This window comes from Hoeflea prorocentri, from assembly GCF_027944115.1.
Lineage (GTDB): Bacteria > Pseudomonadota > Alphaproteobacteria > Rhizobiales > Rhizobiaceae > Hoeflea_A > Hoeflea_A prorocentri.
The window spans coordinates 2,893,134-2,906,438 of sequence record NZ_JAPJZI010000001.1; the positions used below are offsets into that span (position 1 = coordinate 2,893,134).

Genomic DNA, 13,305 nt, shown 5'->3' on the forward strand with positions numbered 1-13,305 from the left:
TAGGCGAACGTGTTTCAGTCATGTTTCAAATCATATGACGGAAGAGCCATGTCTGCCTTGGACAGTGCTTCGGCCCTCGCGCAGCCTTCCGTCACACAGCCGCATTCAGTCATTTTGGGCGGGTTCAAATCGCAAGCTCGCAGCCACCGGGACGAGCACTCGACAACAGAATCCATCCAATAGTTTGGACGGTAGGATACAACCGGTCGAAACCCCTTCCGCCAAGGATAGCGGCCCTGACGGTCGCGACGCCTTGCGCCCAGAAGCGGGAACGCGCCGCGTTCACAGTCGCTGCCAACCCGCTTAAACGATTATTTACGACTTTCTGACAGCTCTTGCATATGATGGTGAATACAACGTCAGGTAGGTCTGGAAGGCCTTTCAGAGACCGCAATTGGCCGGGCGTCCTGATCGCGGCCGCAATTGTCAGCCTGTTTTCCCATTGGTTCTGGCACTATTCTCATTTGAAGGCTCAGTTTTCCGGCGAAACAGCGCAAGCTTCAGCGACAATCAAGGAGATCTCCTCACGTGGATGCCGTGTCCTTGATCGTTGCAATGGCGCGCAGGCGCGGGTCTTTGAGGCGCGCATTCAGTACCAAACAACACATGGTGAAGCGGTTACCGCATTGATGAAATTCGGGTCGCGGTTTTGGAGTGAAGGCGACACAATCGACATCGTCTACCCGGTCGCTAATCCTGACGTGGTGACCTTCGATCTGGATAGCACTCTAAGGTATTGGACTTTTCGGCAAATTGAGGCTCTTGTGATCCTTTTCATTGGTATCGGTATTGGATTGCATCAATGGTTCAGTCCAAACAGTAGCGACAGCAGGATCGCGTTTCGCTCTGATTGAACCGGAAGGGATTGAACGAACCCTGTCGCTTTCAGCAGATCCTCTTTGCCATCCAAGGTAAATGTCGGTAACGGCCTGTAATGAACATTCGCCCGCCACTCCGGATGCTGCCGATCAGTCCCATCTGGGTGGGATGATCAGTAACTCTCGCGATAAAGCGTGAATACGTCTTCCGCTGGCATGCCGTCGACATGGGCCATTTCGCTGGACTTGTGTGCGGCATAGACTTTCACAAAAGCTTCGCCAAACCATTTTACAGCAGAATCTGAGCTGGAGAACCGCCCAAGCGCCGCACCCAGGGATTGAGGGAGCCGTTCCACCCCAAGCTCTGCCAGTCCGGCGCTGTCAAGTTCGGACAAATCTTCTTTCGTTGGCAGCGGCGTAGGAAGGTCATCCTCGACACCCTGCGCCATCGCGTGCATCAATGCGGCCATCGCGATATAGGGGCTGGCTGCCGCATCAACAGACCGGACCTCCCAGTTGAACTTAGAATCCGCATTGGGGTCCTCCGGCTTTACCGGGCAAATGCGCACAGCTGCCTCGCGATCGCAGATGCTCATATTGTTGAAGGCAGCGCTCCAACGATGAGGGACAAGGCGGGCATAGGAGATCACACTCGGTGCCAGGAGCGCTTGTATCTCAGGCAAATGGCGCAGCAATCCCGCAACCATTGCTCCGGCGGGCGCCGACAATCCGCCCGGGCCATCGACGTCTCGAGTAGCCGGCGTGCCGTCGCTCTGTCGCAGACTGAGATGGATGTGCACGCCATTCCCGACCGCGCCTGGAGAGGAAAGCGGTGTGAAGGAGGCTCGCAGTCCGTGCCGCTCCGCAAGAGTTTGTACCAGCGCACGGAACAGCACCGCCTCGTCGGCTGCGCGCAGGGCTGGTTTCGGCCCCATAGTGACCTCAGCCTGATCAGGGCCGAACTCCCGGATCAACAGCTCGGGTGAGATTCCTGCCGCCTCCATTGCGCTGCCAAGATCAGTGCCGAACGGTGCAAGTGCTCGGAAGCCGTCGTGTGTGAAGCTGTCACCCGGACTCCGGTTTAACCCCTCGACCAGAAACTCGTGCTCAAATGCCGCGATCACATCGAGGCCCGAAACCTCTCGAAGCCGCTGTATGGCAGCCTTCAACATCGAACGGGGACAGCATTCGAACGGTGTGCCGTCAAGATGTGTAATGTCGCCGAGTATCAACTCGGTTTCCGGCATATCTGCTCCGCCCGGCATTGGGCAGACCGCTTCGGAATCACCGGCCAGCACCAGATCGCCGAATGAGCCATAGGGGCCTTCTCCAATCGTGTCGAAGCAGGTGATCAACGAGTTGGTCGGCACCCATCCCACCGACAAAGCCTCGGAGCGCGCCGATCGGCCGATCACCCCCTTGCCGCGCAGCTTTCCGGCCAGATCACTTGTAGCCACAAAGCTCAAGACCTTGCCCGTCATCCGGCGTCTCCCGTATCGGCATCCGGTGTCCCTGCCTCCAGTGCGGTGCGCAGCCTGTCCCAATCCACAATGCGCTTGTGCGCCGTACCCCAGGCACTCTCGCTCAGTTTGATAATCATTGCCTCCACTAGCGCGAGCACCGGCACACCCGTATCCCAGGCCGTTCCCGTTTCGACCGGAACAGCGAAAATGTGCTGCGCATGACTGGCGATAGGCGAGATCCAGCGATCGGTGATCAGAATGGTCGTCGGCGACGAGTGCGCCTCGATCTGTTCGGCCAGCCGCAAAAGACTGTCCTGATAGCGGCGGAGATCCGCTATCAGGACCACGTCCTTGCGCCGTATGGAAAGAATTTTATCAGCCGCCGCGGCCGGCGTCGTATCCAGCCAAAAAACGCCCGATCGGATCTGCTGAAGATGCAGCGTTAGATAACTCATCAATGTCCCGCTGATACGGCCGCCTGCGACGTAGATTCTGCGGGAGGGATCGGCGAGAAGTGTGCAGACAGCATCAAGTTCTGTTGGGGAAACGGTCGATGCCAGATTGTCCAGCCCTGATCCAACGCGATCAAGAAACTCGGCGTAAAAGCCCTCTGCGGACAACGCCCGGGCACTCTGCTTGAGATCAACCGGCGAGGCCGGCGAATGACGAAGCTCGCTGATCAGCAGGCGCTGAAACTCGGCAAAACCTACACAACCAAGCTTGTGAACGAGCCGTGTGACGGATGCGGGACTGACTTGGGCATGGTCACTCAGCTCCTGGATCCCGACCAATCCGGCAAAGGGATAGTCTGCAAGGATCACGGTTGTGATGCGGCGTTCATTCGGGGTCAGCCCTTGTTCAAGTGCAGCAATTTGCTGGCGTATGGTAAGTCCGTCACCCGACATCTTTTCTCCACTGCGACATGATGAAAATTTTCCCGCACTATTGATCAAATACATCAGCTGTGCAAGTTTCTTTTCAGAAACGAAAAGAGCCTTGACCGATGTCTATGAACTTGCGACCACTGCTACAGGATGACGAACCAAATCCGGTAAGGGTGGTCAATCCCGATGCAACCGGCCCCTTTTTACTGGTCTGCGAACATGCGGGCAATCTCGTGCCTGCCGCGCTGTCTGGCCTGGGTATTGCAGCGACCGACCTCGACAAGCACATCGGGCACGACATCGGCGCGGCGGCCGTCGCCGAAGACCTTGCCGACAAGCTGGGCTCGGCGTTGATCCTGCAGCGCTACAGCCGCCTGGTGATTGACTGCAACCGGCCTTGGGGCGCGCCCGACCTGGTCCCAGACGTGGCCGACGGCGTCGTGGTATCCGGAAATCACGACTTGTCCGAAACTGCCCGCCGACGCCGGTTTGACGAGATTCACGTACCGTTGCACGACACCATCGCCGAACGGATCGACCGTCTGCGTCCAAAGGCACTTGTTGCGGTCCACAGCTTCACCGAAGCGCTGTCCGACGGAGTTTTGCGAACCCTGGATCTGGGCCTGCTCTACAATCGCGATTCTCGTTTGGCCGAAGCGCTGCACAAAGCCGTCCTTGCGATTGCCCCCGGAACCCATGTTGCGATGAACGTACCCTATCATGTTGAAGACACTTCCGACGTCACCATCCCGGTCCACGGGGAGGCACGCGGACTTCCCCATGTATTGATCGAAATCCGCAATGATCTCATCGCCGATACCACCGGGCAAAGGGCCTGGGGCGAATTGCTCGCAAACGCCCTCCTGAAGGCACTCAGCAGCGTCCGTTGAGATCATCAAGCGGCGTTTCTTGCAATATCTCCGAGAGCACTGAAAGCAAATACTCCGCGTCACAACGCGAGAACGGCAGCGGCGGCCTGATTTTCAGCACATTGTCTGCCGGACCGTCCGATCCGATAAGGATACGGTGCGCGCGCAGCCGGTTAACGATATAGGCGGCCGCTTCCGTCGCCGGAGATCCATCCGGCTGGGCAAGGTCGACGCCTAGAAAAAGGCCCATGCCGCGCACATCCGCCATCACCGGATGTTCCACTGCCAGCGCCTTCAATCCATCCAACAGGTGGGCTCCGACCGTCTCAACCTGCTCTGCCAACCCTTCGCTTTCCAACACGTCGAGCACCGCGAGACCGGCTGCACAAGAAACCGACGAGCCACCAAAGGTCGAGAAGAACTCCATCCCTGTCGCAAAGGTATCCGCAATCACACGTGTGGTGATGACGACGCCCATCGGATGGCCGTTCGCCACCGGTTTGCCGAGGACAACGATATCCGGTCGGGCGCCCTGCGCCTCGAAACCCCAGGCTGTCCGACCAAGCCGGTGCAGCCCGGTTTGCACTTCGTCAGCAATGCAAAGACCGCCCGCCGCTCGCACGTGATCATAAACCGCCCGCAAATATCCGGGCGGCGGCACAATCTGGCCGCCTACGCTGGGGAAAGGTTCCGATATGAAGCAGGCAATCTTCTCACTGCTCTCAACAATCTGCGCGACAACGCGTGCCGCATCGGCAGCGTAGCGACGGCCCGCCTCGGGATCATCCGCGCCGTACGGACCACGAAAGGTGTCCGGAACCATGACTGTATGAACATGATCGGGCTGTCCCGCTCCACCCGGTCCGGCGAATTTGTACTCGCTGATGTCGAGAGTCGCCTGGGTGATGCCATGATAGCCTGACTGCGAGACAACAATATCGGAGCCCCCGGTGGCGGCCCGTGCAAGGCGCAAGGCAAGATCATTCGCCTCGCTGCCGGAATTGACCAGGAACACAACATCAAGCTCGTCCGGCAGCCGCGCGGACAGCGCCTGCATATAGGCTCCATGGATCGGTTGAAGATAACGGGAATTCGTATTCACCAGTCGCATCTGCCGGCTAACCTGCTCAACCACATGAGGGTGGGCGTGCCCCACATGCGGCACATTGTTATAGGCGTCTAGATAGGGCCGGCCACGATCGTCATAGAGGATCGTTCTGCGCCCGCGGAGAACCGGTAGCGGCGCGCGGTAGGAGAGTTTCAAGTTGCTGGCAGTGTACCGTTTGCGCCGCCGCAGTTCTGCTTCCCGATCGAGCACCGGTGCCTCGACCGATGCCGGATCGAGACCAAGAAGCCCGGCGGGGTTGGGAAAGACAGCACGTGCCGCCAACTCCATGTCGGGGTCGAAGACGCCTGGCCACGTCGATGCGGCTACATCCGGGCAACCCATCTGCAGATGCAGGTGAGCGGGCCAGTCGCCATTCTCGTCTGCGCGGCCAAGAATGGCGAAGGTGTCTCCGCGCCGGACCATCTGCCCGATGCTCAACGCCTGCGCCGAAGCAGGAGCAAGATGGCCGTAAAGCGCCGCAAAGACTGTGCCGTCAGGCAGGCGGTGACGCAGGACAACCACCCCGCCATAACCCTGGCGTCCGGAGTCTTCTCCCGAATGCAGCACTTCGCCGTCAAAGGGAGCGTTGACCGCCGTGCCTGCAGGAAGAAAGACGTCGACGCCGACATGCACGTTGCGGCGTCCACTCGCTGGATGCGGTCCGGCGCGAAACTGCGGTTCGGTGTAAATCAGGCGTGCTTCACCATATCTGCCGATCACCGGTCGGGTTGCTGTCGCAGCGTCGAAAAAACTGCTGTCGAAGTCTGATAATTCGCAGGCCTCGGGATCATCCGGCGCATCCGTCCCGGTAACACACAAATCCGCTGTTCGCATATTGTCCGGCAGTGGCCCCAGCACCGGATACGGGCCGGCGGCTGCGACCGCATCGGCAAGTTCTGCCCCGACCTTCGACGGCACATGGCCCGCAGCAGCCCGTAGATGAACGCGAACCAATGCAGCATCGACCCCCCGCACCAGATCAAGAAGCGCCCAGGCCGGCTTTTCGGAAATGGTAATGTAGGGATTGTCCGGGTCGGCCTGCTTCTCGATCGCCGCGTTGGTGACACTGACCGCCAAACGGGTCAGGACAAGATCCCAAAGCCCGTCAACCTCTTCCTCTGAAAGCGGCCGGCCTGCGGCAAAGCCTGCAACGAGCTGCGCCAGTGCATCGAGCGGTCGGTCGGTATCGAGAACCGCATAAGCACCGGCAATCGCCACATCGCAAAGCACAGGCGCGCGGATCGCATCGCCAAAGTCGATCAGGCCGGAGAGCCGCAAGTCACCGCCATCGTCGACGCGGGCCAGCAGATTATAGTCGTTCAGATCATTGTGGATCGCCTGAACCGGCAGCCCGTTTAGCAAGGGACCGCCCCGCTTCTCGAATTGCTCCAGGATCGTCTCGATCTGTCTGCGTCGCTCCGGCACGTCGATCAGTCCGAGGTGCGGCGCGATCCAGCCCGACCGGCGCAGGTCCCATTTCAGCTCCCGTTCGAGTCCCGGATGATCGAAATCACTCAGTGCGCCGGCTAGTCCGGCCATCGCCACTCCCACATCGTGAAACAGCCGTGGCTCACGGGGTCTAACCGTTCCGATTACCTGGCCCGGCAGGCGCTCGACCATCCAGGCAAGGCGAGACTGGCCGTCCGGCCCCTGAAGCATGACCCGCATCGTACCGTCGCAGGCCGGGATGACCGACGGGACAGGCACCCGAGCACCCGCGGCCTCGCTCACATGGGCATGTAAAGCAACCTGAAGATCTATCAGTTCCGGAGCACAGTCCGGGCGCATCACTTTCAGAACTGCCGGTCGCGGGCCGCCGACGGCAAAGTTGAGGTCAAGTTCTCCCGGCAGCGGCGCGAGATCTGCATCGATCCCCCACGCGTCTCGCAGTTGCGATTGCCAGTAATTATTGTCGGAGCCCGGCGGCTTGTTCATGCCGCCCCCAATTCGGTAAGAACGTCCGCGGTCGTACAGATGCGGGCATATCCGGACATGGCGGCGAGTGCGGCACTGTGTTGTTCGGCGCTGTCGGTGGCGCATGCGTCCGACACAACAGTCACAAGGTAGCCGATATCGGCCCCCTGCCGAACGGTGTTCTCCACGCACTGATGGGTCACAACGCCGACCACGATGAGTTGCGTAACACCCAGATTGCGCAATATGTAGTCGAGATTTGTCGCACCGAAAGCGCCGGACGCCGTCTTTTTCAAGACGATCTCATCCGGCGCGGGCGCCACCGCATCGATTATCCGGGCCTCGGTGCTTCCAGGAGCCAGATGGATACCCGAAACCTTGTGGTCGATGCCCCGGTCGCGGCCGTCACGTGTAAGGCTCTCGATAGCGACATAGATCGTCTCGGCTCCCGCCGCCCGGATTGCGGCGTGCAGCCGTTGCTGGTTCGGGATCACGATATCGGCCACGGCCTCATAAAAATGCACCGTGCGGGGTGGCTTGACGCGGCCTGCACGTCCTTCGGCAAGCATGTCCGCTCCGCAATCGGCGTTCTGCATGTCAACAGAAATCAGCGCGGCAACCCCAGGGTCGAGCGGTAACTGGCGCGAGCGCATGGTGCGTGGATCAAATGCATTGGGAGGCATGGCTCTGTCCTCAGGCTCGGCTGGCGACGCGCGTGGGAAGCAGGCCCCGCGGCCGCACCGCAAGGATCGCGATGACGATGAAAAGTGCAATGGGGTCCTTGAACACCGCCCATTCGATCGGCAAGCCTGCCTGCAACGCAGTCTCGATTATGCCGAGCACGAAGCCGCCGAGCACGGCGCCCGGCAAGCTTCCGAGCCCGCCCAGAACGGCGCAGATGAAGGCCTTCAGCACCGGCAGGAAACCCATCATCGGATCGACCGAGCCGCGCTGCGCCACCCATAGCAGCCCCGAAACTCCCGCCAGCAGGCCGGAGATCGCAAAAGCCATGGCGATGACCCGGTTGGCTCTGACGCCCATCAGACGGGTCATAGGAAAATCCATCGACGCAGCCCGGATTGAAATACCGATCATGGTGAAACGGAACAGGATAGCCAGCCCCGCCAGCATCATCAGCGTGACGATGATTGAGGTGAACTGGATCGACCCGATCAGGAAATCTCCAATACCGATCGCCCGCCCAAGAAAATCGGGCATCGGCGCCGGCTGCGGACGCGGCGAGATAAGACTTTGAAAAAGCGTTTGCAGCACCACCGCAACAGCGAAACTGGTGATAAGCAGAGAAGTCGGCGAAGCGCCTCTCAACGGCCGGAATGCAACACGCTCCAGCAGCAGAACCAGCGCCACGGCGGCGGCAATACCCGCCACCAGGGCAAGTGCAAAGGGAAACCCTGCCGCAATGGCGAACGCATAGGCATAACCGGACGCCGTCATCAATTCGCCATGGGCGAAATTGATCATCCGCATCACGCTGAATACGACCGCCAGCCCGAGGGCCAGCATCGCATAGGTCCCGCCAAGCGCAAGGGCGTTCACCGCCTGCTGGATCGCAATGTCCATCGTTACCCCCTAGGCCACACCAAGATAGGCACGCGCCACCTCGTCCGAGGCCACCAACTCACTGGCCGTGCCCTCGGCCGCGATCCGCCCCTGGGACATCACATATCCGCGGTCGGCGACCTCGAGCGCCATACGCGCGTTCTGCTCGACCAGCAGGATGGTCGTACCCTGTTTGCGCAACAGCACGATCAACTCGAAAATCTCCTCGACAATCCTTGGCGCCAGGCCGAGTGAAGGTTCATCAAGCAACAACACCCGAGGCCTCGACATCAGCGCCCGCCCGATGGCCAGCATCTGCTGCTCACCGCCGGAAAGTGTGCCGGCAAGCTGAAACCGGCGTTCGGCAAGAATGGGGAAAAGGTCAAAAGCCTTGTGCCACTCGTCCTCCACCTTGCCGCGAGGCAGCGAGGCAGCGCCCATGAGCAGGTTCTCCTTGACTGTCAGCCCTTCGAAGACATGGCGTCCCTCGGGCACGAGCGCGATCCCGCTGCGGGCGATCCGCTCAACCGCCTGCCCTGTGATCGCGATGCCGTCGAACCGTATCTCGCCTGCCCGCACCGGCAGCACACCGGCGATGGATAGAAGCGTCGTCGTCTTGCCGGCACCGTTCGAACCCAACAGCGCGACGACTTCCCCTCCGTTCACCTCCAGCCCGACGCCCCGCAGCGCCGCGATTGGGCCGTAAAAGACTTCAAGGCCAGAAATAGAAAGGAGGGGATTGTCACTCATTGGACGTGACTCAAGCCTCAGTATTTCGGCTTGGGCACCAGGTCGCCCGGAGGCGTTTCCTGACGCACGAACTCGCGGTCGCCGCCCTTGACCCGCACAAGCGTCACGTCACGCAACGGCATCCGGTCCTCCCGGCCCGCATAGGTAATTGAACCGGCCGCGCCCTGAACGTTCTCAAGCCCGGAGATAGCGTCCCTCAGCGCTGCACCATCAGTCGATCCGGCCTTCATAATGGCCGCTGCAATCACCTGCATAATGTCGTATCCGAGCGCCGTGTATATGGTCTCGGAGGGACGGTTGAACTTCTTCTCATAGGCTTTGTAGAAGGTGGACAGCGGGTTGCCTTCCTCTGCAAATCCGGCGGTCGAAAACACCACGCCCTCGGCCACATCGCCGAGCGAGAATGTCGTCGGGCTGTCGATCCCGTCAGAGCCGATGACCGGGATATTCACACCCGAGGCACGCAACTGGCGGATGAAGGCCGGGAAATCGGGTTCATAGGCCGCGGTCATGATAACGTCCGGCGCCGGGTCCAGTGAGCCGATTGTCGTCACGATCGCGCTGAAGTCCTGCTGGCCGAGATTGTAGACCGCCTCGCCGGAAACCTTGCCTCCAAGTCCCTCGAAAACCTCTTTGAAGTAAAGCGGAAGTTGCGTGTAGGAGCTGTCTTCCGAATAGAGGATGAAGGCCGTGTCATAGCCCGTATCGCGGGCGTACTGCGCCGAAACCGCGGACTGCAGGTTGTCGCCCGGGAAATTGCCGAACATGTACTCGCCTGCCGAAAGAGGCAGAGTGGGCGAGGAGGCAACTGTGGTAAAGGCCGGGACCTTGGCTTGCGCCGCGATCAACCCGGCTCCGATCGACGGGTCGGCATCCGCCGGTGTGATCAGGATGTCAATGCCCGATGCAATCAGCTCCTGGGCGACCAAAGTGGTCTGCGCCGGGTCGGAGCGGCCGTCGCGAATATCGATCTCCACCATGTATTTGCCGTCAATTCCACCGGCGGCGTTGATCTCGTCTATGGCGACCTGAAGCCCTTCAATGGCGGGTACATCGGCATAAGCCAGCCCGCCGGTCATGCTGACCGCGGCTCCGATCTTCAAATCCTCGGCCGCTGCCGTCTGCACCAGCAGAAGGCCGGCAGCCATTGCAATGATGTGTCTCATGTCAGTTCCTCTCTGTTGTCGTTTTTTGCTTGGGATTTTCGGTTTCTTCCTGCCCGTAAACTGTATTGAGGTCGCTGGCCGCTCCGCGGCCCAGATATGCCTCTATCACCTGGCTGTTGCGGCGCACTTCATCAGCCGTGCCTCCGGCGATTAGCTCACCCTGGTTCAGAACCAGCACCCTGTCGGAAAGGTTACGCACAAAGGCCTGGTCGTGCTCGATCACCAAAAGGCTCAGCCCGAAGCGCGCCTTCAGCCGCGTTATGATATCCGCCAGATCCGCCGACTCCGTCTCATTCATCCCGGCTGTCGGTTCGTCGAGCAGCAACACGGATGGCGCCAGCGCCACGGCGCGCGCGATCTCCACCCGGCGGCGGCGGCCGTAGGAAAGCTCGCCGGCCGGCGTTTGCGCGACGTCCGAGAGGCCGAGTTCTGCAAGCAGCTCGAACGCCCGCGACCGCGGGTCGTCCGCCACGTCGAGTGCGGCCAGTCTGACGTTGTCGGCAACGCTCATGGTTTCGAACAGGCGAATATTCTGGAATGTCCGCGCAATGCCCCTGCGCGCCACCAAATGCGGCACATCGCCAGTAATCGCTTCGCCATTGAGATAAACGGCGCCGGCATCAGGCCGGATAACCCCGGTGACAAGGTTGACCAGCGTGGTCTTGCCCGACCCGTTCGGTCCGATCAGGCTGAGGGTTTCCCCCCTTTTCAGCGCAAAGCTGACATCCGAGAGCGCCTTGACACCGGCGAAGCTCTTCGACAATCCGCGAAGCTCAAGCGCCGGTTGGGTACCAGACGCGGTGACTGATGCGGCGGGCTGCACTGAAGCGGCCGAGGCATTGGCAGATGTCGGCGCTGGCAGCCTGGCGAACAATCGCGACGACGGCTCCCGCCAGGCGATCAGCCCGCTCGGGCGACGATACATAATAAAAAGGATAGCGCCGGCCAGCACCAATTGGCTAAGCCCAAAGAGCGGAGGCAGCCCCGCGGCCTCGAGCCAGGGCGCGCCCTCGATGCGGCGCGTCAGCTCCGACAGCGCCGTGACGAGCCCTGTCCCGACCACCGCGCCGGTGACCGTTGACACCCCGCCGACAATGGCCATCGCCAGCAGCGCGAACATTTGCACGAAATAGAACTGCCGTGGGCTGATGACCGTCAGGTAGTGAGCAAGCAGAAGCCCGGATCCGGCGATCAGCATTGCGCTGAGTGTCCAACCGACCAGACGGACCCGGAAAACCGCGACACCGGACGCGGCGGCCGACAATTCGTTGTCCCGGGACGCCTGCAGTTTCAGCCCGGTCGGTGTAACCCGGAACACAAGCGCCACAGCAACTGTGAACAGGGCAAAGCCAAGCGGCAACCACAAGCCGTCAAGCGCGCCGAAGCCAAAAAGCGGCTGGATACCCCGCGTCAGATCGCGCGCGCCGATCAGGACGCCATGGATAATGACAAGGATACCGATCGTCGCGATCGGGGCGGTATCGACGGGTAGCCGGCAAACCGACAGTCCGATAACCACGGCAACAAGACCCACGACCAGCATCACGATGGGCACGGCAGCAATGACCGGCAAATCAACGGCGATAAGCCAGTCCGGCAAGCCAGGCAGGAATTGCGCCTTCATGACGGTCGGCAGGGTCAGGTAAGCGCCGAAATAAGCTCCGAGCGACATGAAACCGATGTGGCCAAAAGTCATGACCCCGGAAAAGCCCATGAAGACCACGATCGAGAGCACCGCAGACAGGTTGATCAGGAAAAGCGCCGCGACACGCATGCCGGTTTCGGGGATCGCAAAGCTGAGGACCGCACAGGCCACGAGCACCGCCCCCCCTATGATGAGGAAGTCCATCACCGATGATCTGATGGCTAGTCGATCCATTGCCTCACATGCGCGTTTGCTTCATCGACGGTAAGTCTGATGGAGGTTTCAGCGTATGTCAATATTTTTTCATATCAGCACATTTTGATCGCCATCGAATGTTTTTTTCATTCACTGACATTGCCTGACTGCGCAATGCGCGGATGCCGCTCCGTCGAAAAAACTACAAAAAGACGCCAGTGGAACTCGCTATCGCCACGTGGTGGACCTCTCGTGCGGGCGAGCACCGTGCGAGACTATTGGTCCTTCATTTGAGTTCACCGCTGGCGGCTGCAATACGTTTACAGCCGGCATCCAGCTCGCTTTTGAACAAGCGAGCGATGGGCGAAAATAGCGGACAAATGAACTGTCCCGCCGGGCACAACCGCATGCCCGCCGGCCATATCATCGAAAACGATACGGCTTTTTATACTTTCCTGCCGGCGGAGACCGGCCTCGCTGTCGTGCCCGGCTGCGTCTTCGGACAATCCAATCATTTCCGGTAGTGGTTTGCCTATTCGGAGGCCGACATAAAGGACGGGTGTCGCAGGATCAATGAGGCGGTCAGGCGACATGCGCTTCCTTATTGAATGAACGACCCCATGAAACACCATGAGCTTTGCAACGCCATAGCACTGCAAACGTGAATATCGGTCCGTCAGGCGCGGAAATCGGCGATGCCGTTTGGCGATGAAAAGACAGGTGGCAGGTGCGAAAGCGGATCCGATGCATGGCGCAGGTATATGCGCCGTCAAACCAGTACAGTCAGCAATTCCTGCGACCTTCCTTGGCGCTGTCAATTTCGTTTGAAATCCGACATCGAGATGAAGCGTCACTATCCGGATCGGCGATCCCCGCAGACCACTTGCTGAATGCTGTGGTGAAGCCCTTCCCGCACCGCCGAATTGCAGCTGG

11 protein-coding genes and 1 pseudogene are annotated in these 13,305 nt (G+C 60.2%); 4 read left to right on the forward strand and 8 right to left on the reverse strand.

Annotated elements, in window-relative coordinates; all coding sequences use genetic code 11:
- The first annotated feature begins 341 nt into the window (after positions 1–341).
- Positions 342–854, forward strand: coding sequence for a DUF3592 domain-containing protein (locus tag OQ273_RS13530; protein ID WP_267991027.1), 513 nt, complete (start codon positions 342–344; stop codon positions 852–854).
- A 137-nt stretch (positions 855–991) separates the two neighbouring features.
- On the opposite strand, the gene OQ273_RS13535 is transcribed toward OQ273_RS13530, so the two are convergent.
- Both OQ273_RS13535 and OQ273_RS13540 read right to left on the reverse strand, forming a co-directional pair.
- Positions 992–2,299 (reverse strand): type I glutamate--ammonia ligase, encoded by a 1,308-nt coding sequence (locus OQ273_RS13535; protein ID WP_267991028.1) that lies wholly within the window; start codon positions 2,297–2,299, stop codon positions 992–994.
- Positions 2,296–3,186, reverse strand: coding sequence for a MurR/RpiR family transcriptional regulator (locus tag OQ273_RS13540; protein WP_267991029.1), 891 nt, complete (start codon positions 3,184–3,186; stop codon positions 2,296–2,298). Before OQ273_RS13540 ends, OQ273_RS13535 begins: the two co-directional genes overlap by 4 nt.
- 104 nt (positions 3,187–3,290) lie before the next feature.
- Between OQ273_RS13540 and OQ273_RS13545 the strand changes: the two genes are divergently transcribed.
- Positions 3,291–4,055 (forward strand): N-formylglutamate amidohydrolase, encoded by a 765-nt coding sequence (locus OQ273_RS13545; protein WP_267991030.1) that lies wholly within the window; start codon positions 3,291–3,293, stop codon positions 4,053–4,055.
- Here the strand turns inward: OQ273_RS13545 and OQ273_RS13550 are convergent.
- The 6 genes from OQ273_RS13550 to OQ273_RS13575 are packed head-to-tail and all read right to left on the reverse strand — an operon-like array spanning position 4,039 to position 12,411.
- Positions 4,039–7,077: an aminotransferase class III-fold pyridoxal phosphate-dependent enzyme gene (locus tag OQ273_RS13550; protein WP_267991031.1), complete on the reverse strand. Its 3,039-nt coding sequence runs from the start codon at positions 7,075–7,077 to the stop codon at positions 4,039–4,041. The two genes, OQ273_RS13545 and OQ273_RS13550, sit on opposite strands and share 17 nt — an antisense overlap.
- Positions 7,074–7,739 carry a cysteine hydrolase family protein gene (locus OQ273_RS13555; RefSeq protein ID WP_267991032.1) on the reverse strand — a complete coding sequence of 222 codons (666 nt, stop codon included), beginning with the start codon at positions 7,737–7,739 and terminating at the stop codon, positions 7,074–7,076. Before OQ273_RS13555 ends, OQ273_RS13550 begins: the two co-directional genes overlap by 4 nt.
- Positions 7,740–7,749: 10 nt before the next feature.
- Positions 7,750–8,637: a branched-chain amino acid ABC transporter permease gene (locus tag OQ273_RS13560; protein WP_267991033.1), complete on the reverse strand. Its 888-nt coding sequence runs from the start codon at positions 8,635–8,637 to the stop codon at positions 7,750–7,752.
- 9 nt (positions 8,638–8,646) lie between these two features.
- Positions 8,647–9,366, reverse strand: coding sequence for an ABC transporter ATP-binding protein (locus tag OQ273_RS13565; RefSeq protein ID WP_267991034.1), 720 nt, complete (start codon positions 9,364–9,366; stop codon positions 8,647–8,649).
- Positions 9,367–9,383: 17 nt separating this feature from the next.
- Positions 9,384–10,532, reverse strand: coding sequence for an ABC transporter substrate-binding protein (locus OQ273_RS13570; RefSeq protein ID WP_267991035.1), 1,149 nt, complete (start codon positions 10,530–10,532; stop codon positions 9,384–9,386).
- 1 nt (position 10,533) lies between these two features.
- On the reverse strand, positions 10,534–12,411 hold the full coding sequence (locus tag OQ273_RS13575) for a branched-chain amino acid ABC transporter ATP-binding protein/permease (protein WP_267991036.1): 1,878 nt from the start codon (positions 12,409–12,411) through the stop codon (positions 10,534–10,536).
- Positions 12,412–12,590: 179 nt separating this feature from the next.
- On the opposite strand from OQ273_RS13575, the gene OQ273_RS13580 reads away from it, so the two are divergent.
- Both OQ273_RS13580 and OQ273_RS13585 read left to right on the forward strand, forming a co-directional pair.
- Positions 12,591–12,896 (forward strand): hypothetical protein, encoded by a 306-nt coding sequence (locus OQ273_RS13580; RefSeq protein ID WP_267991037.1) that lies wholly within the window; start codon positions 12,591–12,593, stop codon positions 12,894–12,896.
- A 131-nt stretch (positions 12,897–13,027) separates the two neighbouring features.
- Positions 13,028–13,207: pseudogene (locus OQ273_RS13585) on the forward strand (aldehyde dehydrogenase family protein); the annotation flags it as partial.
- Positions 13,208–13,305: the final 98 nt, after the last annotated feature.